20 protein-coding genes are annotated in these 23,061 nt (G+C 66.8%); 10 read left to right on the plus strand and 10 right to left on the minus strand.

Translation table 11 applies throughout. The annotated features are described in order from the left end of the window. The 6 genes from MKK50_RS14665 to aldA form a co-directional block, all read right to left on the minus strand. Positions 1 to 1,089: a TRAP transporter substrate-binding protein gene (locus MKK50_RS14665; protein ID WP_499023320.1), complete on the minus strand. Its 1,089-nt coding sequence runs from the start codon at positions 1,087 to 1,089 to the stop codon at positions 1 to 3. A 186-nt stretch (positions 1,090 to 1,275) separates the two neighbouring features. Then, entirely contained in the window at positions 1,276 to 1,782 is a 507-nt protein-coding gene (locus tag MKK50_RS14670; protein WP_253369196.1) for a hypothetical protein, read from the minus strand. Further along, positions 1,779 to 3,587: a PQQ-dependent dehydrogenase, methanol/ethanol family gene (locus MKK50_RS14675; RefSeq protein ID WP_499023322.1), complete on the minus strand. Its 1,809-nt coding sequence runs from the start codon at positions 3,585 to 3,587 to the stop codon at positions 1,779 to 1,781. Before MKK50_RS14675 ends, MKK50_RS14670 begins: the two co-directional genes overlap by 4 nt. A gap of 154 nt (positions 3,588 to 3,741) precedes the next feature. Then, positions 3,742 to 4,308 carry a QcrA and Rieske domain-containing protein gene (locus tag MKK50_RS14680; RefSeq protein ID WP_499023324.1) on the minus strand — a complete coding sequence of 189 codons (567 nt, stop codon included), beginning with the start codon at positions 4,306 to 4,308 and terminating at the stop codon, positions 3,742 to 3,744. A 255-nt stretch (positions 4,309 to 4,563) separates the two neighbouring features. Further along, entirely contained in the window at positions 4,564 to 5,457 is an 894-nt protein-coding gene (locus tag MKK50_RS14685; RefSeq protein WP_253369190.1) for a transporter, read from the minus strand. 94 nt (positions 5,458 to 5,551) lie between these two features. Further along, positions 5,552 to 6,991 carry an aldehyde dehydrogenase gene (gene aldA / locus MKK50_RS14690; protein WP_253369188.1) on the minus strand — a complete coding sequence of 480 codons (1,440 nt, stop codon included), beginning with the start codon at positions 6,989 to 6,991 and terminating at the stop codon, positions 5,552 to 5,554. A 443-nt stretch (positions 6,992 to 7,434) separates the two neighbouring features. Here aldA and MKK50_RS14695 point away from each other — a divergent pair, with 443 nt between their 5' ends. The 3 genes from MKK50_RS14695 to MKK50_RS14705 all read left to right on the plus strand — a co-directional run bounded on the left by MKK50_RS14695 (position 7,435) and on the right by MKK50_RS14705 (position 10,678). After that, entirely contained in the window at positions 7,435 to 8,145 is a 711-nt protein-coding gene (locus tag MKK50_RS14695) for a GntR family transcriptional regulator (RefSeq protein ID WP_499023328.1), read from the plus strand. Positions 8,146 to 8,417: 272 nt separating this feature from the next. Then, the gene (locus MKK50_RS14700) at positions 8,418 to 9,752 is read left to right on the plus strand and encodes an alpha/beta fold hydrolase (RefSeq protein WP_499023330.1); all 1,335 of its coding nucleotides are present in this window, start codon (positions 8,418 to 8,420) and stop codon (positions 9,750 to 9,752) included. A gap of 11 nt (positions 9,753 to 9,763) precedes the next feature. Further along, entirely contained in the window at positions 9,764 to 10,678 is a 915-nt protein-coding gene (locus MKK50_RS14705; RefSeq protein WP_499023331.1) for an alpha/beta hydrolase, read from the plus strand. A 55-nt stretch (positions 10,679 to 10,733) separates the two neighbouring features. On the opposite strand, the gene MKK50_RS14710 is transcribed toward MKK50_RS14705, so the two are convergent. Next, positions 10,734 to 12,854 carry a 3-hydroxyacyl-CoA dehydrogenase NAD-binding domain-containing protein gene (locus tag MKK50_RS14710; protein ID WP_499023333.1) on the minus strand — a complete coding sequence of 707 codons (2,121 nt, stop codon included), beginning with the start codon at positions 12,852 to 12,854 and terminating at the stop codon, positions 10,734 to 10,736. A 570-nt stretch (positions 12,855 to 13,424) separates the two neighbouring features. Here MKK50_RS14710 and MKK50_RS14715 point away from each other — a divergent pair. Continuing rightward, positions 13,425 to 14,336 carry an SMP-30/gluconolactonase/LRE family protein gene (locus MKK50_RS14715; RefSeq protein WP_499023336.1) on the plus strand — a complete coding sequence of 304 codons (912 nt, stop codon included), beginning with the start codon at positions 13,425 to 13,427 and terminating at the stop codon, positions 14,334 to 14,336. Positions 14,337 to 14,535: 199 nt separating this feature from the next. Here MKK50_RS14715 and MKK50_RS14720 read toward each other — a convergent pair whose 3' ends face one another. Continuing rightward, positions 14,536 to 14,811, minus strand: a complete 276-nt coding sequence (locus MKK50_RS14720) for a hypothetical protein (protein WP_499023338.1) — start codon at positions 14,809 to 14,811, stop codon at positions 14,536 to 14,538. A gap of 381 nt (positions 14,812 to 15,192) precedes the next feature. On the opposite strand from MKK50_RS14720, the gene MKK50_RS14725 reads away from it, so the two are divergent. The 5 genes from MKK50_RS14725 to MKK50_RS14745 all read left to right on the plus strand — a co-directional run bounded on the left by MKK50_RS14725 (position 15,193) and on the right by MKK50_RS14745 (position 21,580). Beyond that, on the plus strand, positions 15,193 to 16,053 hold the full coding sequence (locus MKK50_RS14725) for an SDR family NAD(P)-dependent oxidoreductase (RefSeq protein WP_499023340.1): 861 nt from the start codon (positions 15,193 to 15,195) through the stop codon (positions 16,051 to 16,053). A 537-nt stretch (positions 16,054 to 16,590) separates the two neighbouring features. Further along, a complete protein-coding gene (locus tag MKK50_RS14730; protein ID WP_253369176.1) occupies positions 16,591 to 16,794 on the plus strand; it encodes a hypothetical protein in 204 nt (67 codons plus the stop codon). Between the two features lie 73 nt (positions 16,795 to 16,867). Further along, positions 16,868 to 17,713 carry a serine O-acetyltransferase gene (gene cysE / locus MKK50_RS14735; RefSeq protein WP_253369174.1) on the plus strand — a complete coding sequence of 282 codons (846 nt, stop codon included), beginning with the start codon at positions 16,868 to 16,870 and terminating at the stop codon, positions 17,711 to 17,713. A 422-nt stretch (positions 17,714 to 18,135) separates the two neighbouring features. Continuing rightward, on the plus strand, positions 18,136 to 19,527 hold the full coding sequence (locus MKK50_RS14740; RefSeq protein WP_301288545.1) for a family 2B encapsulin nanocompartment shell protein: 1,392 nt from the start codon (positions 18,136 to 18,138) through the stop codon (positions 19,525 to 19,527). Further along, on the plus strand, positions 19,514 to 21,580 hold the full coding sequence (locus MKK50_RS14745) for a family 2A encapsulin nanocompartment cargo protein cysteine desulfurase (RefSeq protein WP_499023345.1): 2,067 nt from the start codon (positions 19,514 to 19,516) through the stop codon (positions 21,578 to 21,580). Before MKK50_RS14740 ends, MKK50_RS14745 begins: the two co-directional genes overlap by 14 nt. 59 nt (positions 21,581 to 21,639) lie before the next feature. Here MKK50_RS14745 and MKK50_RS14750 read toward each other — a convergent pair whose 3' ends face one another. Next, entirely contained in the window at positions 21,640 to 22,458 is an 819-nt protein-coding gene (locus MKK50_RS14750; RefSeq protein WP_499023356.1) for a hypothetical protein, read from the minus strand. Between the two features lie 106 nt (positions 22,459 to 22,564). On the opposite strand from MKK50_RS14750, the gene MKK50_RS14755 reads away from it, so the two are divergent. Beyond that, on the plus strand, positions 22,565 to 22,714 hold the full coding sequence (locus MKK50_RS14755) for a hypothetical protein (RefSeq protein WP_499023347.1): 150 nt from the start codon (positions 22,565 to 22,567) through the stop codon (positions 22,712 to 22,714). 205 nt (positions 22,715 to 22,919) lie between these two features. Here MKK50_RS14755 and MKK50_RS14760 read toward each other — a convergent pair. Beyond that, the coding region (locus tag MKK50_RS14760; protein WP_499023353.1) for an EF-Tu C-terminal domain-related protein at positions 22,920 to 23,061 on the minus strand (142 nt) is incomplete at its 5' end.

The raw sequence follows: 23,061 nt of genomic DNA on the forward strand, positions 1-23,061 counted from the left end.
TCACCCGACCGCGCCGACATGGCGTTCGAGGAGATTCCAGGCCTCCGTGCCGAAGCGCTGGCGGGCACGCTCGTAGAAGTCGGTCCGCGCCAGCGCGTGGCGGAAGGCGATCGGATCGGTGCCGTTGAAGATCAGCCCGTGCCCTTCCAGGATCGCCCGCAGATTGGCCGTGGCGGCGCGGTTGTCCGCGCGCTGCCGGAGCGCTGCGGCGTCGAAGTGCCGGGCCATCACCGCGCGCAGATCGTCTGGCACGCGGTTCCAGACCTTGCCGCTGGCGAGCAGCCAGAAGCCGTCCCAGGCGTGGTTGGTCAGCGAGCAGAAGCGCTGCACCTCGTAGAATTTGGCCGCGTTGATGAGTGCGAGCGGGTTCTCCTGGCCGTCGGCCACGCGGGTCTGGAGCGCCGGGTAGGCCTCGTTGAGCGGGATGCTGGTGGGTGCCGCGCCGAGCGCGTGGAACATCGCGACCCAGAGGGCCACGGTCGGCAGGCGGATCTTGAAGTTGCGTAAGTCCTCGGGCGTGCGGATCGGATGCGTGCTGCTGGTGATCTGGCGAAAGCCGTTGTCCCAGACGGAGCGGAACGGCACGATGCCGGCAGCAGCGATGCATGATCGGACATGGTCGCCGACGGCGCCATCGATCGCCGGCCAGACCTTTTCGTAGTCGGTGAACAGGAAGCCGAGGCCGGTGAGCGCCGTCTCGGGGATCAGGGTCGAGAGCACCGTGCCCGGCATGGTCGCGAGTTCGAGGGCGCCGCTGCGCAGTTGCGAGAGCATGCCGGGATCGCCGCCGAGCTGATTGTTCGGGAATACGGTGATGACGAGCCGTCCGTTCGTCTCTTGCGCGATGGCGGCGACGGCCTCGGCGAGGCGGCGGTTGACGGAGTGCGAGGCCGGCAAGTCGTTGCCGAGCTTGAGCCGCACGGCGTTCGAGGCAGGCACCGTCTGCGCGGTGGCACCGGTCAGGGTGGTGGCGCCCGCCAGGACCGCGCCGAGGCCGGTCTTGAGCAAGTCGCGGCGACCGATGGCCCGGATCGGAAGACCGGAACGGGGGGCCCGGCCGGCGGCGCGTTCGGTGGTAAGCGAGGGCATGGCGATCAATCGGGTCCGTGCCGGCAGCCCGGCCGAGGGCGCGTCGGGCGGCACTCCTCTCGGAATGCTTCACAAAACTCCCGGCCTCTGACCGCTCTCGTTCTGGCGATGACAGTGCGGCGGGCGTTTTTGTGAGAGACACTCAATGCGGGAGCGTCCTCCGCACGGCGCGGAGGACGGGGTTTGCTACTTTCCGCGGGGCGGCCCGACGGAGTTGAGCACGGCGATGCGGTAGACGCCGTCCTTCTGGCCGAGCAGGAAGACGTTGGCCGACTCGGCGTCGGGCTCGCCCGCATCCTCGTCGAAGACGACGCGCAGGCGCTTCGTCACCGGCATGTTGATCTTGTAGGTGCCGCGGGCCTCGGCCTCGGCGAGGCCGTCGGCGGGGAAGTCCTCGACCGTCATCGCCTTGACCGGCCGCCCGAAGGTGGTGCGGATCTGGTAGAGCGTCAGCCGCTTGCGCGGCGGGCGCACGCCCTCCCAGTTGACGAGCCGCTCGAAGGCGCCCTCGTCGTGATCGCGCAAGGCATCGGTGACGAAGGCGAGGAGCTGGTCCGGATCGGACGGCAGGGCCGCCCGGTCCGCAGCGGCGGCCGGGGCCGCCTCCGGCGCGGCCCGCGCCGGGAGGGTCGTGGCGAGGCAGCTCACACTGCCGACCAGGACCGTGAGGAGCAAGAGGCGCGCCGGGCTCATTTGGCCGAAACCTCCTGGTCCATCACCTTGAACACCCACACGACGCCGCCCTGCGGGGCCATGCGCACCCGGCGATCTTCGGGCAGAGCGTTGTTGATACCGCCGAGCATACGGTCGGCATCGACGCCCCAGCCGGACTGGACCGCGACGTATTGGACGCCATCGACCATGTAGGAGGAGGGCACGCCGATGACGCCGGAATTCAGCCGCATCTCCCACACCACCTTGCCGGTCTTGCCGTCGAAGGCGCGGAACTTGCGGTCGCTGGTGCCGCCGGTGAAGACGAGCCCGCTGCCCGTCGTCAGGACCGGGCCCCAGGTGGCCGAGTCCATGAAGTCGTGCTGCCACACCTTCTGGCCGGTGTTCATGTCCCAGGCCTGGAGCTGACCGATGTTGACCGGCTTGCTCACGTCGACGTCCTTACGGACATGCAGGCTTGAAAGAATTTCTTCCACCGGCACGCCGATGTAGAGTTCACCCGGCTTGCGGGCCTTGACCGGCACGCCGGCGATCACGGCGCAGAGGTTGTCGTTGGCGGGGATGTAGAGCAGGCCGGTCTTGGGGTTGTAGGCCTCCGGCGGCCAATCCTTGCCACCCCACAGGCTCGGGCAGAATTCGGCCTTCTTGCCGGTGGTCGGAACCTTGTCTTCCTTGTAGGTCGGCCGCCCGGTCTTCGGATCGACGCCCGAGAACACGTCCTGATAGACGAAGGGCTTGGCATCGACGAACTTGATCGGTCCCTCCGCAGTCCGCTCCAGCGTCCAGAGGTAGCCGTTGCGGCCGGCATGGACGAGTCCGGGAAGGGTGCGGCCGTCGCGCTTGATGTCAATCAGCAGCGGCGCCGAGACTTCGTCCCAGTCCCAAGCATCGTTGTAGTGATACTGGTGATGGCCCTTGATCTTGCCGGTGTTGATGTCGAGCGCGACGGTCGAGGTCGAGTACAGGTTGTCGCCCGGCCGCGTATCCGGCATCCACGGCCCACCGTTCCCGGTGCCGAAATAGGCAGTCTCGCTCTTGGGGTCGTAATTGCCCTGGATCCAGACCGGCGAACCGCCGGTCTTCCACGAATCGCCCTTCCAGGTCTGGAAGCCGGGATCCTCCGGTCCCGCGACGGTGTAGGTCTTCCAGGCTTCCGCGCCGGTCTCGGCGTCGAGCGCGGTGATGAAGCCGCGGATGCCGAACTCGCCGCCGGAGACGCCGACCACGACCTTGCCCTTCGCAACGAGCGGCGAGAGGGTCATGTAGTAGCCCTCCTTCCACTTGGCGACGCACTTCGTCCACTTCGCCTTGCCGGTCGCGGCTTCGAGCGCGACGACGCAGGCGTCGGTGGTCGCGACATAGACCTTGTCGCCGTAGAGCCCGACGCCGCGGTTGGTCGGATGGAGCTGGAACAGCTCGGGTGGCAGATCCTTCTGGTAGCGCCACAGAACCTGCCCGTCGCGGGCGTTGACCGCGAGCACCTGCGCCTGCGGCGTCGAGATGAACATGATGCCGTTGTTGACGGTCGGCGGCGACTGGTGGCCGTCCATGACGCCGGTCGAGAGCGTCCAGGCGGGTACGAGCCGCTTGACGTTCTCGGCGTTGATCTTGTCGAGCGGGCTATAGCCCCAGCCGGCATAGTTGCCGCGGTATTGCAGCCAGTTCTCGGGCTCAGGGTTGGCAAGGCGCTCGTCGGTGACGGGCTTGTAGTCCTTGATGCCTTCGGCCGCCTGCGAGCCCGACACGGCGGCGAAGGCCAGAAGCGCGGAGCCGAGCAGCGGCGCGAGCGCCTGAGCGGGTGGTGTTCGACGGTTGGTCTTGGACATCGTTGCTCTCCCGAATCTTTTTGGTTTTCCGAAATGCCCGCACGGCTGCGGCGGCGGCATCTCCTTGTGCTCGTCCGGTCGAGACCGCCGCGCAGCGGTCCGTCCGTATCTCGATGCGGAGGTTGGGACGGGCGTATCCCCGCGTGTCAGGCCGTCAGGCGCCGGGGCCGGGCTTGCCGCGGAAGCCCTCGGTGATGACGACTTCGCCCTTCTCGCCCTTGGCGATCGGCAGGACGGGGATGCGCTTGCGCGCCGGCCCCTTTTCGACGCGCCCGCCCTCCCCCGGCACGAATTCCGAGCCGTGGCAGAAGCAGAGCAGGGATTTGTTCTCGGCGTTCCAGCCGGTGACGGAGCAGCCCTGGTGCGTGCAGATCGCCGAGAGGGCGACGACGCCGTCCGCCGTGAAGGGCTTCGTGTCCTCGTCGATGTCGGCCTCCGGCACGCGCGCGAGGACGATCTTGGCGAAGCGCGACTCGGTCTTCTTGGTGCCGGTGGCCGTATCGACGGCGATCGCGAGGGCGGGTTCACCCTCCTTGATCGCGTCGAGCGTGACGGGCTTTCCCTCGAGCGGGCCGTCGTCGAACACGAGTGTGTCGCCTTTGGCCGGCAGATCCTCTTCGGGACCCGCCCAGACCGGGCCGGCCGCCAGGCAGCAGCCGGCTACGCCGAGAAGCGCGGTGCGGCGATCGATCATGATCTTCGGATTTTTCGAAGCCGACATCCTGTTCGTTTCCTCTGCTCGCCAAACGAGGCGTTTCGGATGCCACGGCCCCCGCCCAGGCGTCGGGCGGAGGGGCCCGGAGGGACCAGGCCGTTCGTGAGATCCCCGTGAAGCGCCGCATATTGGCATGACCGGCCGGCAATCTATGGTGACTGCTTCAGCCGAATCCGGATGCCTATCAATAAAGCGCCCGGACTTCTCATCTATTTAAGATATTATCCCAAGCAAAAACATCATTGCAAGGGTTTTTTACAGTCAAGGTATGTAGACGTACTTCAGAAAGACTGCGTTGGTGGGGAACGTGTTTTCGCCGTAGACACTTCGCGAGTAGCGGATCGTGAAGGACTGCTTGGGATCGTAGAGGATGGCCAAGCCGGCGCCGAGCGCCAGATCCTGATTTTGGCTGTTGGGGACGATCAGGTTGGACGCGGTGACGCGGGCCGCCGTGTTGTACTGGTAGTCGAGTGCAAGGAACGGCTCGACCGGGAAGGCCGGGATGCCGAGCTTGTAGCCGAGGCGCAGGTTCGTGTGGAACGTCGTGCCGGGGCTGACCACCACCCCGCCGGGACCGGCGGGATCCTGGTCGCCGCGGAAGACGCCGCCGACATCGCCGGTGAAGCTCAGGTGCTCGCCCTGAACATCGAACAGGATACTCGAATAGTTGGCGTAGAAGCGGTTGGTGAAGTAGTCGCCGCCGATCGGCGCCTGGATGAAGGACTGAAAGCCGAGAGTGCTGTTGTCGGTCGGCTTGATCCAGGTTGCGAAGCCCCAGATCGTGTCGCCGAACCCGAACCGCTCCTTGGCGCCGCGCGTGCCGAGATAGACTTCCGGCAGGATCGCTTCGAGGGCGATGCCGACGCCGGGCAGCGAGTCGATTGTGGTGAACCAGACGAACTTGCTCAAGCCCACCGTCAAGTTCTGGCGCGGCACGCTCGACAAGTTGCCGCTTTGGTCGAAGAACTGCGAGGTCGAGTTTGTGCCGGTATATTGAACGAAGGCGAAGAAGTCCTTGTAGTTGACCGGCAATTCGTACTCGCGCGGTCCGATGATGCCGAAGGTGATGTCGGCTGCCTTGGTGGCGGTGGCCTGAAGGGCAAGTCCCCCCAAAGTCACCGCCGCCGAGATCGCGAAAGCTGCATATTTCCTCACGAGCTGCCCCCGTTTTTACTTCAGTATATTATATATCTCACAGCTTCGCCGACATGTCTGTTGCAGTTATGCAATATAGGTCTCGAACTTTGATTCAGGTCTGGATATATACAACATGCGTGCTCGTGTACTCGTAGAGCCCGTGCTTGCCATCCGCGCCGCCGATACCGGACTTCCGGTTCCCGGCATGGAATCCCTGCATCGCCTCGAAGTTCTCGCGGTTGACGTAGGTCTCGCCGAAGCTCAGCTCGCGGCTCGCCTTCAGGGCGCTGGACAGGCTTTCGGTGTAGATCGATGATGTCAGGCCGTACTCGGTGTCGTTGGCAAGGCTGATCGCCTCCTCCAGACTGTCGACGGCCATGATGGGCAGAACCGGACCGAAGATCTCCTTGCGCATCACGTCCATGTCCTGATGGCAGCCTGTCAGCACGGTCGGCTCGTAGAAGGTGCCCTTGCCCTCGTCGGCCGTGCCCCGGCCACCGGTCGTCACCGTAGCGCCGCTGCTCAGCGCCGACTGCACCAGTTCCTCGACCTTTCGGACGCCGGCCTGGTTGATCATCGGCCCCATCTCCACCTCGGAGCCGCCGAGCGGATCGCCGACGCGGATCCGCTTCATCTCCTCGGTGACGCGGGCTCCGAATTCCTCGGCGACCTGCCGTTCGACATAGACGCGCTCGGCCGCGTTGCAGACCTGGCCGCTATTGAGCGTGCGCGAGGCAGCCACCGCCTTGGCGGCCTTGTCGAGGTCGGCATCCTTGAGGACGATCGCCGGGGCCTTGCCGCCGAGTTCGAGGTTGACCTTGGTGATGTTGCGCGCCGCCGTCGCCATGATCCGCGCGCCCGTCGCGGCGCTGCCGGTGAAGCTGATTAGATCGACGTGGGGATGGGCGCAGATCGCCTCGCCGACGCCCGCGCCGGTGCCGTAGACGAAGTTGATGAGGCCCTCAGGGATGTCGAGGCCGTCGAGCAGCTCGATGAAGGCCGCCGCGTTGAGGGGGGTTTCCTCGCTCGGCTTGATGACGATGCTGTTGCCGGTCACCAGCGCAGGTCCGAGCTTGCGCACGATGAGGAAGAACGGGAAGTTCCAGGGCAGGATCGCACCGACGACGCCGACGGGCTTGCGGAACAGGAAGATGTTCTCGCCCGGCCGGTCGCTCTCGATGATCTCGCCCTCGATGCGGCGGGCCCACTCGGCCATGTAGTCGAGGTAGTCGGCAGCAAAAGCGACCTCGACCTTGGCGAGGCCGAGAAGCTTGCCCTGCTCCTCCGAGATGATCCGGGCGATCGGCTCGCCCCGCTCGCGGATCCGTGCCGAGATCGCGCGTAGCACGTTGGCGCGCTGAATGGCGGGACGTTGTCCCCAGGAAACCTGCGCCTTGCGCGCCGCCGACACGGCTTCTTCGACCATGTCGCTGGTCGAGACCGGCATTTCGGAGATGACACGGCCGGTCGACGGGTTGAAAACCGGCAGCATATCGAACGACTTGCTCGCGATAAGTTTTCCGTTGATGTAGTTCGAAAGGGGCGCGTTCAAATTTTCCTCCCTATAATTTTTGGAATTTTTGCCGCTCGGTCTTCGATCGAGTCCGTTGCAGCCTAGATTCGTGCGGCGCTGCCTCCGATCTTCGGAACATGCCGCCTTACTCCACTCGCAAGGTTTGCGACCGGGTATCTCGCGCGGGTCGAACGTCGTCGTGCGACGCGCCGAATGTCAGGATCGTTCACCTTAGCGGGCAAGCGCCTCACCCTGATCGCGCCAATTTGAGCGCGTTCCGATCCCGACGCGGCGCCGTCCGAACCGTTGCCATAAAGAGAGGACTTGCCTGTCGGCGGACCATTGCTGATGAAAGGACAGCATGAGCGCATGCTCGAGACCGCGCAGTTTGAATTCGAAATTCGTATACCGAATTTGAACTTTACTGCAAGTGGGCGGGATAGCGCGTCGAACGACAGAGTTTGAGAACCGGTTCGGTTTGGATGCAAAGTGTGACATTGGTGCCGACGCTCGTCGGACAGATCTACGATCGGATTCTTTCCGAGATCTGTGACGGGACGCTGCCGGCGAACACCCGCCTCATCCAGGATGAACTCGCCGAGGCTTACGATGTCTCGCGCCAGCCGGTGCAGCAGGCCCTGGCGCTCCTGCGCGACCGCGGCTTCGTTATCAACGCGCCCAAGCGCGGCGTCGTCGTGGCCGAACTCGATATCGACTTCGTGCGAAGCGCCTACGAGATCCGCGAAGTGCTCGACGGTCTCGCCTGCCGTCTGGCAGCCGAGCGCTCGCCCCGAGAGGCCGGGGCCGGTCGCGAGATCCTCAAGCGCGGTCGAGCGGCGGTGGCCAGCGGCGCGGTCGCTGAACAGATCGCGGAGGACATCGCCTTTCACCAGTTCGTCAACGCGCTGTCGAGAAATCGCGCGATTGAGGAGGCGGCCCGCCCTTATTGGCATCACATGCGCCGGATCATGGGTGAGGTGCTGCGGGTCGATCGCGGTGTCGATGCCCGGGTCTGGGATGAGCACGCGGCCATTCTCGATGCCATCATCGGCAATGATCCCGAGGCCGCTGAGCGCCTCGGGCGCGAGCACATCCGACGCGCTTCGATCAAGTTCGTGTCCAAGCTCGAGGCGCTGCGCAGGGGAGCTGACGAGGAGAGCCGGAAGCGCTCGCTGGCGCGCCGCCTGCGCTGACGCCAGCCGCTCTCCCCTCCACCACACGATCCCGCCCGTCCGGCACGAGCCATCCGCCCGCGCCGTCGACGCGTCGTGCTCATGGCGTTTCATGCCGTGCCTGGGCATCGAAGGAACACTCCGGTTGCAAGGACGATAGCCCAGCGCTAGACAAAAAGCGAGCGCTCGCTCGATTTTTTCGGGCGTTTGTAACGACCCCGCCGGGGCACAGCCATCCGCGCGCGTCGAGATCGGCGGGCGGAAACGGCCTGCGGCGTCACGGCAGGATTGGCATGACGGTGACGAACGAAGCCCCCGAGAAGGCGCATCGGGCTCTCGGGGGCCGATTGGCCCTCCAGCAACTGAGGGCGACCCGTTCTGCCTATCGGCGGATTGTCGAAGCGGCCGAGGGGGCGGTCCAGATGCTCGAATCGTCGATGGGCCGTTCCGAGATCGGGCACGCGGCTTCGGGCGGCACCGGCCGTGGCTGGAGCAGTCTGCGCGGGATCGCCCAGCAGGTGATGGTCGCCTCCGACACCAACCTCAAGGCCGGTTTCGACTGCGCCGAGCGGCTGCTGCAGGCCTCGGGTCCCGGTGAGTTCTTCGCGATTCAGGCGGCGTATCTGCGTGAGCAATCGAAACGCTCGACCCGGCAGATCATCGATCTCCATCACGCGGCGGGCGGCGCGATGCTGGGCGGCGAGACCCGTTCCTGGGTTTCGCCCTGGACCAGGGCGACGTCGCGTGAGGAGAGCCCGGCTGTCGACCACCCCTTCCGCCGCCGCCGCACCCGCGGCCTCTCACAGGGCCGCTTCCACGAGATCGCCTATGTCGAGTGGGGGGAGCCGGATGCGTCCGAGGTCGTCGTCTGCGTCCACGGTCTGACCCGCCAGGGGCGTGATTTCGATGCTCTCGCCCCTGCGCTCGCCGCACGCGGCTACCGCGTCGTCTGTCCGGACATCGTCGGGCGCGGGCATAGCGGATGGCTGAAGGATCCGGAGGCCTACGGCCTGCCCCAGTACGCGAGCGACATGGCGCTGCTGATCGCGCATCTCGGCGTCGAGCAGGTCGATTGGGTCGGCACCTCGATGGGCGGGATGATCGGCATGGCGCTCGCCGCCGCCGAAGGCACCCCGATCCGGCGCCTCGTCGTCAACGATATCGGGCCGTTCCTGCCGCATGCCCCGGTGCGGGCCATCGGCAACAACCTGCTCGAAGGGCCGGCGCGCTACGCGAGCCTTGAGGAGGCCGAGGCGCGGCTGCGCCGGATTCACGCGCCGTTCGGCCCTCTCACCGAAGCGCAGTGGCGCCACCTCACCGAGCACAGCATCGTACCGGACGGGAGCGGCGGCTTTCGGCCGCACTACGATCCCGGCATCGGCAACGCCTTCCGCCCCGGCCGCGTCTACGATGTCAGCCTCTGGGAGACCTGGGACGCAATCACCTGCCCCGTCCTGCTCCTGCGGGGCGAGACATCGGAACTGCTGTTGGCGGACACCGCGGCGGAGATGACCTGCCGCGGCCCGAGAGCGCGCCTCGTCACGATTCCCGGTTGCGGCCACGCCCCGGCGCTCCTCGACGAGGACCAGATCCGGATCGTCACCGATTGGCTCGGCTCGACGCGATAAGGCCCTCTGCGATGTTCGAGATCGAGGCCGCCGGTTCACCGGCACGCTCCGCCGCGTCCACGATGGAGGGGACGGTACCAATCACGCCCGGCCGACTGACCCGGCCGTCCGGCCCGTCGCTGGAGGTCCTGATCCGTCGCCCGGAGCGGCCCTCCGGCCTGCCTCCGGTCCTGCTGGTCCACGGCGCCTTCACCGGGGCGTGGTGCTGGGAGGAGACTTGGATGCACGCGCTCGGCGAGACGGGGCGCCTCGTCGCCGCCGTCTCTCTGCGCGGCCACGGCACCAGCGAGGGTCGTGCCGCCCTCCCCTGGACCGGACTGCACGATTTTGCCGAGGATCTCGCCCTCGCGATCCGGGCGATGCCCGAGCCGCCCGTCCTCGTCGCCCACTCGATCGGCGGCCTCCTCGCGCAGCATCTGTTGACGTCGATCCTCGCCGGCCACCTCGCCTTGCGCGGTCTCGTCCTAGTCGGATCGCTGCCACCCGAGGGGCTGGCGCTGGCCGGCCCGCAACTCGGGCTGTCGTTGTGGCTCGAGGCGCTGGCGGGACAGTTCGGCCGGACGCCGGATTTCGACCACCACGACGCAATGTTCGGCACGGGCATCGAGCCGGCCGTCGCCGCAGCTTACGCCGCGCGCATCGGCACGGACACCTTCCTGACTTTGTGCCTCGGCTCATTCACGAGCCTCGCCCAGGCTTATATCCCGCTGCCGGTACTGCCTGCCTGGAGCATCGGGCTTCCCACGCTCGTCCTGCACGGATCGGACGACCGCCTCGTCGATTCGGCTGCGGCAGCGCGCACGGCGCTCTATCACGGTGCCGACCTCGACAGCATCGCGGGCGCCGGCCACTGCCCGATGCTCGGGCCACGTGCCTCGGTCGGCGCGAAGGTGCTGAACCGCTGGCTCGACGCGCAGGGTCTCTGAAGACGGTCGGTGACGAAAGGAAGCGTCGCCGACCTGTGTCGTGAGGGTCCGAGCGTCAGAACCGCCGTGTGCTGCGCTGCCGGTCAAACGCGGCGAAGGTACTGCCCTCGGCCGCCAGTTGTTGGAGCAAGGGCGCGGGCTGGAAGTCCGGCCCATGCGCCCGCTCGAGATTCCGCAGCGTCTCGACGATCCTGGGCAGGCCGACCGTGTCGCCCCAGTGCATCGGCCCGCCCATATAGACTGGCCAGCCGAAGCCGTTGATCCAGACGAGGTCGATGTCGGAGGCGCGCCACGCTTTGCCCTCTGCCAGAATCTTCGCGCCCTCATTGACCATCGGATAGAGACAGCGCTCCAGAATTTCCTGGTCGGACACACTCCGCTGCGGGATGCCGCGGCGCTTGGCGACCTCGCGGATCACCGCCTCGGCCTCCGGCGAGGGCGTGGCCCGCCGGGCCTCGTCGTAATCGTAGAAGCCGGCTCCCGTCTTCTGGCCGCGCCGGTCGCGCTCGCACAGGATGTCGCGCACGCTCTCGCCGCGCGAGGTCTCGCGCGACCAGCCGAGGTCGAGCCCGACCAGATCCATCATCGCGAACGGACCCATCGGCAGGCCGAAGCCGTGGATCACCCGATCGACGTCCGAGGGCCGCGCCCCGTCGAGGATCAGCCGGTCGGCCTCCCGCTGACGCTGGTCGAGCAGACGGTTGCCAACGAAGCCGTGGCAGACGCCGACCTGCACCGCGATCTTGCCGATGGTGCGGGCGAGCCGCATCGCCGTCGCGACCACGTCCGGCGCGGTCTTTTCCGCCCGCACGACTTCGAGGAGACGCATGACGTTGGCCGGCGAGAAGAAGTGCAGCCCGATCACGTCTTGGGGGCGCCGCGTCACCGCGGCGATGGCATCGACATTGAGGAAGGAGGTGTTGGTGGCGAGAATCGCGCCAGGCTTGGCAATGCGGTCGAGGCGTTCGAAGATCGAGCGCTTGATCGCCATGTCCTCGTAGACCGCCTCGATGACGAGGTCGCACTCCGACAGCGCGTCGAAATCGAGGCTGTCGGTGAGAAGTGCCATGCGCGCAGTCACGTCCTCGGACCGGATGCGGCCCTTCTTCGCGCTCGCCTCGTAGTTCCGGCGGACGATGCCCAAGCCGCGCTCCAGGGCCTCTGGCGCCGCCTCGACGATGGTCACGGGCAGGCCGGCATTGAGGAAGTTCATGGCGATGCCGCCGCCCATCGTGCCGGCGCCGATGATGCCGACGCGCGCGATCGTCCGGGTCGGGGTGTCGGCCGGCAGGTCGGGGATGCGGGCGACCTCGCGCTCGGCAAAGAAGACGTGGCGCTGCGCGATCGACTGTGCGCTGCGCATCAACCGCAGGAAAGTGTCGCGCTCGAAAGCGAGCCCATCGGCGAAGGGCCGTTCGATCGCGGCCCGGACGCAGGCGAGGCACGCCTCCGGCGCCTCGAAGCCGCGGAACAGCTTGGCCTGCTCGGTTCGGAACGCGTCGAACAATCTGGGTTCGTCACGGGCGGCGTCGCGGTGTTCGGTACGGTCGCGGGTGCGCCGGATGGGCCGGCCCTCGGCCAGAAGCGCCTCGGCGAAGGTCACCGCGTCGGCGACGAGCCCATCCTCGGCGGTGATGGCGTCGATCAGGCCCGCGGCCTGGGCCCCTTTCGCGCTCAGCGGTGTGCCGGTCGCGATCATCTCCAGGGCTGCCCGCGGTCCAACGAGGCGGGGCAGGCGCTGCGTGCCGCCCGCACCCGGCACGAGGCCGAGCTTGACCTCCGGCAGGCCGAGCTTGGCCGAGGGCGTGGCGAGGCGATGATGGCAGGCGAGCGCTAGTTCCAATCCGCCGCCAAGCGCCTGACCATGGATCGCAGCGACCACAGGCTTCCCCGCGTCCTCGACGCGGTCGATCAGGGCGCCGAGATCGGGGCCGTCCGGCGAGTGATCGAACTCGGCGATGTCGGCGCCCGCACTGAACAGGCGCCCCGCACCCGTCAGCACGATGGAGCCGATCTCCGGATCGGCCTCGGCCTCCTCGATCCGCGCCCGGATCGCCCGCCGCAGGCCCGCGCCGAGCGCGTTCACCGGCGGTGCGTTCATCGTGATCACACCGATGCGCCCCTGCCGCCGCAAATCAGCCGGCTGCGCTGCCTCACCGGTCGTTTGGTCCGTCACCGTCATGCTCCCTTTTCGTTTCTTTATCGATGTCACACGTGATGGCCGCGTACCTGCTCGCGCGCATCACCGCGGCTAAGGTCCGCTCGGACAGCACAGGCAGACTGCTCGACGTCGCGGTCCGTCATGCCGGCCATGGGTCCGCCTCTTCGCTGCACGCTCGCAAGCCGAGTTCCGCCGGGACGGTCCAGACGAGACGTGACCGATACCGCAACGGGTTGCGTTCGCGACAACCTCCGGGTGAGTCCTCTAAAGGCTGAACCGTTGCCTTGGGCCATTTACCCCGATATGTCGAGCGAGCGCTCGTTTTATTGAAGCATAAAAGACGGCCGCTTCCGCCGCAATTGGCGTTGGCAGATGGACGTCGTCACTGCTCCGCGACGAGGCGTCAGGGCGGGCTTGTGGGCGCGCCTCGGGCCTCGGCGAGCGACAGGGAGGCAATCTCAGATGCGAAACGTCGTTGAAGCGGTGGCCAGAACCACGACGAGGAGGCTGCTCGGGCGCGGCGTAGGGCGCGCGCTCCTTCTCGCAGGTGCTTTCCTTGTTCCGGGCTTGCTGCCGGAGTCGGCCGTGCAAGCCGCGCCTGAATCGGTGATGCTGCCCGGCGCAGGCACCTACCCCGAGAACGTCGCTGCCGGGCCGGACGGAACGCTCTATGTCAGCAGCTTCGTCGATGGCGGTGTGATCCGCGTGGCGCCGGGCACCGACAAGGGCGAGGTCTGGATCAAACCAGGGGCCTACGGCACGCGCTCGACGTTCGGGCTGCTTCCCGATCCAGCCACGAACACGCTCTGGCTCTGCTCGAACGACCTGAGTTTCCTCGGCATTCCCGGCCCCGGTGACGCCAGGGGCAGCGCCCTCAAGGCATTCGATCTGAAATCCGGCGAAGGAAAGCTCAGCGCGCCCCTGCCCGGCGACGGGCCGACGATCTGCAACGACATGGCGATCGGACCAGACGGCGCGGTCTACGCCACCAGCACTCTGAGCCCACAGATCCTGCGTCTCAGGCCGGGTTCGAGTACGCTCGAAGTCTGGGTCAATGATCCGGTCTTCGATGCCGGCCCCAAGGGCGCGGGCCTCGACGGGATCGCCTTCGGCGCCGACGGCCAACTTTACGTGAACACGTTCACCAAGGGCGAGCTGTTCCGTGTCGCGATGACGGGCGGGGCGGCGGGGGTGATCACCCGCCTCAAGACTTCACGTCCGCTCGTTCAGGCCGACGGCATGCGTCTGACCGCGGACGGCTCGTTCCTTCTCGCCGAAGGGGGCGGCAGCCTGGATCGCGTGACGGTTCAGGGCAATGACGCCCGGATCGAGACGGTGCGCGACGGCTTCACGGGAGGCGCCACCGGCGTTGCGCAGGTAGGCGACACCGCCTTCGTCAGCGAGGGGCAACTCCCCCTTGTCCTCGATCCCGCGAAGAAGGGCACCAAGCCCTCGCTCCCGTTCCGGCTTCACGCTGTGCCGCTCGCCCGGCCGTGATCGGAACCGCTTCGTGAAAGCGGCGGATTGCTCGGCACGGAGCGAGCCGCCGATATGATCTCAGACCAAATCCGGTTGATCCCTTCGGGATAGCGGATTTGGACGTCGCTCAGGCGCCGCGCGGGCTTGCTGACACGGTCCCCACTTCAATCAAGCGGAAACCGTATCAGAACGATCCTGGATTCGCTTCGGCGAACCGTCAGCGCGCGGCCGGCGGCTCGCCCTTCATCTGTGGCACCTCCAGCCCGTTGACCTTGTCCGGGCCGGTCGTGTTCGGATCGTTCGGCGGGCGGGCCGGTGCCGCACCCACGCCCGGTGCGACCGTCGCCGGACCGTCGACGGGACGAACGGCATCGGGCGCCGTCTGTGGAGCTGGGCCATCCGGCGGCGTCGGCGTCTGCGTCTGCGCCAGCGCGGCACCGCAGCCGACTCCCATTGCGATCGCTGCGGCACCGAGCACTTTGTACTTCATCATATTAGATCTCCAGTTTTGAGCACTCCAACGGCTTTGCCTAGAGCAAGTTGCAGGGCTTCGAAAAGTTGAATGCCGGTGCATCATTGGCTGGTTCCGGAATGCAATCCCCCGTCCTTCGGATGATTGCAGCTCGACCTCGTGGCTATCGAGTATTGGCTGCTCGCGTCGGATGCCGGTCCAGGTTGAGGCACCGTTCGTTTGGACCGCCTCCGGGTTCAGTTGCTCCCAAAGCAGGGACGGGTCGGCGGGACAGACCTGTCGCCCTGGCAGAGCCCTCGCCGTGGAACGCTGGGCCGATCCATAGCTTTGGGACTCTGCCCAAGGGGACGGCATGTTCCGCCCCTCAAAGGCGATCCGCCGCCAACCCGAAGGACCCTGATCATGGCGCAGCCGAGCCACGCCGCCGCACCCACCCCGTTCACAGCCGGACGGACGGCTGTCGTCACCGGAGCGGCCAGCGGAATTGGTCTTGCTGCCGCTGAAGCCTTCGCGGCGCGCGGCCTGCGCGTCATTCTCGCCGATCTGCCCGGCGAGGCTCTGGAACTGGCGAGGTCCAACCTCGAAGCGACCGGCGCATCGGCGCGCGCCGTCCCCACCGATGTCGGGGACGACGCCGCGATGGAGGCCCTGGCGGAAGCGGTCTCGCAGGACGGGCTGCCCGCGGTCGTGATGCTGAATGCCGGAATCGAGGCGGGCGGCCGGATCTTCTCGGATGAGGCAACGTGGCGGCGCATCCTCGACACGAACCTCTGGGGCGTGATCCACGGCATCCGCGCCTTCGCTCCCCGTCTCATCGCGGGCGGCGAGCCCGGTGCGGTGATCGTGACGGGTTCGAAGCAGGGGATCACCACGCCGCCGGGCAACGCGCCCTACAATGTGTCCAAGGCCGGCGTGAAGGCGGCGACCGAAGCGTTGGCTCACGAGTTGCGCGAGCGCGGTGCGCCCGTAAGTGCGCACCTGTTCATCCCCGGCTTCGTTTATACCGGGCTCGCCAAGGCGCGCGGCATGACCGAGCGACCCCACGGAGCCTGGACGCCGGAAGAAACCGTTGATTTCCTGTTGGAGCGGATGGCGGCCGGAGACTTCTACATCCTCTGCCCCGACAACGAGACGACACGAGCCCAGGACGAGCGGCGCATCGCCTGGGCCGCGGGCGATGTCATCAAGAACCGTCCCGCCCTGTCACGCTGGCATCCGGATTGGCGCGACCGCTTCGCCTCCTTCATGCAGGAGGACCAGTAACATGGACTTCGAGCGGTAGCCGATCAGTCTAGATCGTAGTCACGAACGTCTCCGCTGGCCTGCGGCCGGGTTACCGGCGACCGTAAGTCAGCGGCTTTCTCACCCTGCTGATGCAGGACGCCGTAGCCGAGCTTGGAAATCGTGGATGCCGGCGGCGACTGGATCGCGGCCGTGCCGCGAGGGGGGATCGCTTCGCCGACGGTCGCGGCGACGGAGCGTGGCGAAGCCCGAAGCGATCGACCGGTAACGGAATCCGATCCCACGCGATGGCGGGCTGCCGTGCCGTTCCGGCCTCTGGCGGCGAGAAAGACGGAACAAGGCTTGCCAAAGTTTGTCCTATCGATAATTATCGAGACAGGACAATGACTTAGCAAAAATAATGCTCCCGATCCGCTCTCCCGCGCAGCAAATCTTCTCCCGGATCCCGGCGCGGTTGGCAGGCTCTTCCTGCTCCTCCCACGGCGCTCGATTCGACAAGCTGCGCGCGGGCCGGTGGACCGGAAGCCGTGACGGGATTTCCGCTCCAAGGACACCATCATGCTGAGTGCGACGATGCTTCCCGGCGATCAGGTCGTGTTCGATCGACTCGACCTCGCCGAAGCTCTTGGGATCTGGCGCCATGCGCGGGGCCGGGTGATCGGCATCCACGGCCAGGCCGGCCGCGCGACGATCGATGTCCACTTCGACGGCCACGAGACCTTGCAAAGCTACCTGCCGGACCTGTTCCGGCGCATCCCCTGATGCGATCGGACGACCCGACGATGCGTGCCTGCGACCTTCGACTCCTCCCCCTGTCCATTCCGGAGACCCGGTCGTGAGCGCAACCCTGGCGATCGTCCCGCCCTTGCGGGCGACAAGCCGCAGCACCGCGGAGAGAGATGTCTGGGAGGCGATGCGCGCGGAGGCCGAGGCGGCGCTGATCGAGGAGCCGCTCTACGCGGGCCTGATCCAGGCGACGGTGCTCGACCAGCGCAGCCTGTGGGAGTCTCTGGCCTACCGCCTCGCCCACCGGCTCGGCGACGGTGACCTGTCGCGGCTGACCATGCGCGACCTCTGCCTCGCCGCCTTCGAGGCCGATCCGCATGCCGGCGCGAACGCGGTGCGCGACCTCGTGGCGATCCGCGAGCGCGACCCGACCTGCCGCCGCTACATCGACCCGTTCCTGTTCTACAAGGGTTTTGCCGCTCTGCAGGGCTACCGCGTCGCGCACTGGCTCTGGCACCAGGGTCGGGCGACGCTCGCCCTGCACGTGCAGAGCCGCATCTCCGAGGTGTTCGGCTGCGACATTCATCCAGCGGCGCGGATCGGCTCGGGGGTTTTCATTGATCATGCCACCGGCGTCGTCATCGGCGAGACCACGGTCGTGGCCGACGACGTCTCGATCCTCCAATCGGTAACGCTCGGCGGCAACGGCAAGGAGAGTGGCGACCGGCATCCGAAGATCGCCCGCGGCGTGCTGCTCAGCGTCGGCGCCAAGGTGCTCGGCAACATCCGGGTCGGGGAAGGCGCCAAGGTCGCCGCCGCCGCGGTGGTGCTGCACGAGGTGCCCGCCCACACCACCGTCGCGGGCGTGCCGGCGCGGGTGGTTTCGCGCCTGCGGAGCGACGAGGAGCCCGCTCAGACCATGGATCAGTCCTTCGGTTTCGGCGACGGGATCTGAGCCGGCTGCCAGAAAAATCTTTCCGCAACGTGTTGCTTCACGACCTTCTCGCAAGAGATTGGTTGGGAGAAATTCATTCTCCATATTGGCAATATTTTGGAAAACATCGCTCAATAATACAGATTTGAAAGATTCGTGTCCTGCGCTTGCACGAAAAATTGGAAGAACATTCCGTTGACCGTTGGTTGTCGCGGCGCTTAGTACATCGAGCGTCCCGACCGAATGTCTCAATAGGTTCGGTTCTGGCAAGGCGTAATTAGTAGAGTGGCGGCATCCGCAAGTTCAGTACGGTACCGGCGCGGCCTTTATGCCTGCGCCGTGTCGGCGGCTGCCTGTCACTAGAATCCCATGCACGGCCGGCGCCGGGCCCCCACGTCCGCACCGGCCGAACTTCTGAAAACACCGTAAGGAGACGACGAGCGATGAGTGGACCGGGCCTGAGCGTGAGCGCATCCGCCGCGCGCAATCTAGCGACCGCAACTGTCACCTCGGTCCAGAACGTCGCCAACACGCCCCGCTTCCTCCTGCGCCTGCTGCCCTTTGTCGACGTCGCCGGCGGCGTCTACCGGGTCAACCGCCGCGCCGTGGTGCTGGCCAAGCCCGGCCGCATCGATCTCAGTCTCGAAGACAAGGCTCGCACGGTACGCTCCGGCTCGCTGCGCGCCGTTCCGCTCTTCAGCCGCCTGGGCGATGCCGAGCTCGCCGCGCTCGCCGACAAGTTCACGCAGAGCCAGCACAAGGCCGGCGACGTCATCGCCGAGGAGGGCTCGTCCGGCCGCAGCCTCGTGATCGTGGCAGACGGCACCGTCGAGCTGACCCTGTCGGGCCCCTACAAGGGCCGGTTGCGTCAGGGGCTCGCCACGCGCGGCGACTACTTCGGCGACGACGCCCTCGTCGGCGAGGCCGGTCCGGCGCCGGCGGTGAAGGCGCTCTCGGCGGTGACGCTGCTGACCCTCGACCGCGCGGCGATCGAGGATGACGGCATCCGCTCTCGCATCGGCCAGTACCAAGAGGAGCGCGACCGCCTCAAGGGCCACACCAACTCCCACGGCGAGCAGGGCATCGAACTCCTGGCGGTCCATGCCGGCGAGCCGCGCCTGCCGACCACCTTCGTCGATTACGAGATCGACCCGCGCGAGTACCACCTCTCGACGATCCAAACGATCCTCAACACCCACACCCGGGTCACCGACCTCTACTCCAACGAGATCGACCAGCTGCGCGAGCAGATCCGCCTCACGGTCGATGCCGTGAAGGAGCGCGAGGAGTGGGAGCTGCTCAACAACTCGCAGTTCGGCCTGCTCGGCGAGGTCGCCGGCCGCCAGCGCATCCCGACCCGCTCCGGTCCGCCGACCCCGGACGATCTCGACGAACTGCTCACCCTCGTCTGGAAGAAGCCCGCTTTCTTCGTGGCGCATCCGCGCGCCATCGCCGCCTTCGGCCGTGAGGCCACCCGTCGCGGCGTGCCGCCGGTCGTGGTCCACCTGTTCGGCGCACCCTTCATCACTTGGCGTGGCGTGCCGCTGGTGCCGAGCGACAAGCTGCCGATCGACACTGATCCGGTCACGGGCGCCCAGACCACCTCGATTCTGCTCCTGCGCGTCGGCGAGGGCGAGCAGGGCGTGGTCGGCCTCCAGAAATCGGGCGTGACCGGCGAGATCGAGCCCGGCCTGTCGGTGCGCTACATGGGCACCAACGACCACTCCATCGCCTCGCACCTCGTGACCCGCTACTTCTCGGCCGCCGTGCTGGTCGAGGACGCGATCGCCCGTCTCGATAACGTTCTGCTGGGCAATTACCATGACTACGCCTAACGCACCCGCTCTCGGTCTTCCGACCGGCAGCGCGGGCGATCTGGCGCATGCCGATCTCGTCGGGCGCCTCGCCCGCGAGATCTACGGCCAGGGACAGGCGGCCAGCGCACCGTTCCAGCCTCACCTGCCGCAGACGCCTCAAGTCCCCAAAGAGTTTGGGCAGGGACTTGGGCAAGGACTCGGGCAAGGACTCGGGCTTGAGAGCCTCCCCACCGGTCCCGGGCAGCTCGCGCTGCCCGGCGCCACCCTCGGTACGCCCTCCCTGCCGTCCGGCGCGCTGCCTTCGGGCTTTCAGCCCGACGTCTCGGCGCAGGCTGCGCGCTCCTTCGGCTCGCCGCCGGTCGGCCTGCCGGGCCTGAGCGGGCCTTCGCACGCAAACCCGGTCGGCGCGACGCCCGCCCCGTCGAGCGCGAATCTGTTCGACGTGGCGACAATCCCCTCGGTGCATCCGTTCCCGAACCAGAACCGGCTGCCCGAATTTTTCGTGCCGAGCGTGCCCGACGTGGCAGCGACGATCCCCGGCGGGCCCGACCTGCACCGCCAGATCGCGGCCGACCACCCGCGCGCCAACGGCTTCGCCCATGCGCTGGCGCCGCACCTCGTGCCCGCCGACCCGGGCAAGCCCAGCGGCGACGCAGCGCAGGAGCATTTTTCGCAGTTCGGCCGCCTCCCGCATTCGAATGTGCCCACCCCCGACAACACGGGCGACTACTACTTCCTGAAGCCGGCCCTGCCGCCGGCGAGGGGTAAGAAGGCTGCGGCTCAGCCCCGGGTCGAGCCTTCGCGCCACGAGGGTCCCGCCCCGCGGGTGACGTCTCACGGCTCCGTGCCGGCGGGCGCGCCCTTCGATGTCGAGCACATCCGAAAGGACTTCCCGGCGCTGCACCAGAGCGTGAACGGGCACCGCCTCGTCTGGCTCGACAACGCGGCCACCACCCACAAGCCGCAGAGCGTGATTGACGCGACCAGTGAATTCTACGGCCGCCACAACTCGAACATCCACCGGGCCGCGCACACGCTGGCCGCGCGCTCCACGGATCTGTTCGAGGGCGGACGCGAGAAGACGCGGCGCTTCCTCAACGCGCCGAGCAAGGACGACATCGTCTTCCTGCGCGGCACCACGGAGGCGATCAACCTCGTCGCGAACTCCTACGGACGGGCGAACATTGGCCCGGGCGACGAGATCATCGTCTCGACCATCGAGCACCACGCCAACATCGTGCCCTGGCAGTTGCTGGCGCAGGCGACCGGCGCGACGATCCGGGTGATCCCGGTCAACGACCGCGGCGAGATCATCTTCGAGCAATACGCGGCGCTGCTCTCGGGCCGTACCAAGATCGTCTCGGTGACGCATGTCGCCAATGCGCTCGGCACGGTGAACCCGATCCGGGAGATCATCGCGCTCGCCCACGCCTACGGCGTGCCGGTGCTGGTCGATGCGGCGCAATCGACCCCGCACATCCCGATCGACGTTCAGGCGCTCGACGCCGATTTCCTGGTGTTTTCCGGCCACAAGGTGTTCGGGCCGACCGGCATCGGTGCTTTGTACGGGAAGCGGCATCTTCTGGAGGCGATGCCGCCGTGGCAGGGGGGCGGCCACATGATCGAGGACGTCACGTTCTCGAAGACCGTCTACAAGGGCGCGCCCGAAAAGTTCGAGGCGGGCACGCCGGACATCGCCGGCGCGGTTGGCCTCGGTGCGGCGCTCGACTACCTGGAAAGCGTCGGCCTTCCGGCGATCGCAGCCTACGAGCACGATCTGCTCGAATACGCGCAAGAGGGCTTGGCTGATGTGAAGGGGCTGCGCCTGATCGGCACCGCGCTCAACAAGGCGAGCGTCATGTCATTTACGGTCGAGGGTCTGAGCAACGAGGCGGTCGCCCACCACCTCGATTCCCTCGGGATCGCGGTGCGCTCGGGCCACCACTGCGCCCTGCCGGCGCTGCGTCGCTTCGGCGTCGATCAGTCGGTGCGCGCCTCGCTGGCCTTCTACAACACACGGGAAGACGTCGATCTCTTCCTGCGCGGGCTGCACACCTTGCCGCGTCACTGACCTGCGCGTCCAAGCGCTCATCCGGGCGGGGCTGCCAAGCTGGCCCCGCCCGTTTGCTGTTATAGATCTGCGATGATGGAAGACACCTCGATGCGGCGTTCGCTGTGTTTTTCAAGCATCGACGGAAGTGGTCTGTCGGCGTTCTGCTGCCGGAGTTGAACTACCCACTTTGATGGCCCCAATATCATCGACCCGTTCCTGTAAATGACAATGGACGGGACCGGCGTCGCAGCGGCAATAGCTCTGCTCGAAGCCGTCTGTATCTCGATCTGGCGTAGCTTGATCTTCACCTGCTCCGCACTCGTCGTCTGACCCCGCTTCGTCCTCGGCTCCTCTGGTCCTGGCTGATCCTCTCGATGAGCCCGATTCAAAGCTAGCTGGCCAAGCAAACCAGCCATGGCTGGCACAGGGGCGCGAGCCAGACGGCGCTCATTGAAAAGGCCGCCTATGACGAATGGCGCAGTCGCCGCTCGACCTTCCAGGCGCGCGTCGCTGCGGGCGAACCGGATGCGGTCCACGCGGGCTGGTAACGCGACTACATCGCCGGGCGCGATCAGGCTGGCGGCGATGGACCGAGATTCCACCGGACCAAGCGGATCCTGCCCAAGCCCGTCCGGTAGGCGCCGGGCGGCGCAGATTTTATCGTGCCGCTCTGTCTGAAAACTGGCCGCTGCATTCGCCGCATGTGTGCCTGGAACATGAGCATCGAGCGCGCGTTCTCTGCGCACTTCCTTAATAATCGCTCGCCAACAAGGCATTCCAATGCGCGACATCAACAAGTCGAACGGCACTGCTATGCTTGCGACGTGGAAGCGTAGCGGTAGAACGGCCCCTGCGATGAGCAACGCCGGATTGGCAAAGTCAGCACCTGTTACCACGACGACCCACGCCCCCCACGGGCATCAAAGTTCGCCAGCCAACCGCGTTTCTCGCACAAGCGATTTCGAGGGCTTCGGATCTTTTTCGAGCTGAGGGCCCAGTGACGTGAAATCCGGACTTGGGTCGTCTCTCCAACAGACCCTGGGGAGCGCCAACTCCGACCTGTTCGCTGCGCGGATCGTGATGGCGCTGAAGTGCTTCGTGCCGATCTCCCTGCTATTCCGCCTGCACGATCAGGTGCTCTCCCGTCAGTAGGGGGCGGTGCGGTGGTCGCCGCGAGGCTCGAACGACACGTACAGCCGTTCAACACACTAACATGCGCTGCAGCCGTCGGCACTGGCTCGTAGCCCATGGCACACACGAAGAAAAAAGGGCCGGCGCGCAGCGCCGGCCCTCGTCGTTTTGTCTGATCGAGGCGGGCACACGAGCGAGGCCCGTGCGCCCATCTCCGGGGAAATGATCAGTCGTTGATGGCGGCGACGACGCCGGCACCGACGGTGCGGCCACCCTCGCGGATGGCGAAGCGCAGCTTCTCTTCCATGGCCACCGGCACGATCAGCACCACGTCCATGGTCACGTTGTCGCCCGGCATCACCATCTCG

Source organism: Methylobacterium sp. J-043 (assembly GCF_022829505.1).
GTDB classification, from domain to species: domain Bacteria; phylum Pseudomonadota; class Alphaproteobacteria; order Rhizobiales; family Beijerinckiaceae; genus Methylobacterium; species Methylobacterium extorquens_A.

Bases quoted from the DNA above. Each gene is read 5' to 3' on its own strand.
- MKK50_RS14665 (WP_499023320.1), bottom strand. From the start codon at position 1,089: ATGCCCTCGCTTACCACCGAACGCGCCGCCGGCCGGGCCCCCCGTTCC.
- MKK50_RS14670 (WP_253369196.1), bottom strand. From the start codon at position 1,782: ATGAGCCCGGCGCGCCTCTTGCTCCTCACGGTCCTGGTCGGCAGTGTG.
- MKK50_RS14675 (WP_499023322.1), bottom strand. From the start codon at position 3,587: ATGTCCAAGACCAACCGTCGAACACCACCCGCTCAGGCGCTCGCGCCG.
- MKK50_RS14680 (WP_499023324.1), bottom strand. From the start codon at position 4,308: ATGTCGGCTTCGAAAAATCCGAAGATCATGATCGATCGCCGCACCGCG.
- MKK50_RS14695 (WP_499023328.1), top strand. From the start codon at position 7,435: ATGCAAAGTGTGACATTGGTGCCGACGCTCGTCGGACAGATCTACGAT.
- MKK50_RS14700 (WP_499023330.1), top strand. From the start codon at position 8,418: ATGACGGTGACGAACGAAGCCCCCGAGAAGGCGCATCGGGCTCTCGGG.
- MKK50_RS14705 (WP_499023331.1), top strand. From the start codon at position 9,764: ATGTTCGAGATCGAGGCCGCCGGTTCACCGGCACGCTCCGCCGCGTCC.
- MKK50_RS14720 (WP_499023338.1), bottom strand. From the start codon at position 14,811: ATGATGAAGTACAAAGTGCTCGGTGCCGCAGCGATCGCAATGGGAGTC.
- MKK50_RS14725 (WP_499023340.1), top strand. From the start codon at position 15,193: ATGGCGCAGCCGAGCCACGCCGCCGCACCCACCCCGTTCACAGCCGGA.
- MKK50_RS14730 (WP_253369176.1), top strand. From the start codon at position 16,591: ATGCTGAGTGCGACGATGCTTCCCGGCGATCAGGTCGTGTTCGATCGA.
- MKK50_RS14740 (WP_301288545.1), top strand. From the start codon at position 18,136: ATGAGTGGACCGGGCCTGAGCGTGAGCGCATCCGCCGCGCGCAATCTA.
- MKK50_RS14745 (WP_499023345.1), top strand. From the start codon at position 19,514: ATGACTACGCCTAACGCACCCGCTCTCGGTCTTCCGACCGGCAGCGCG.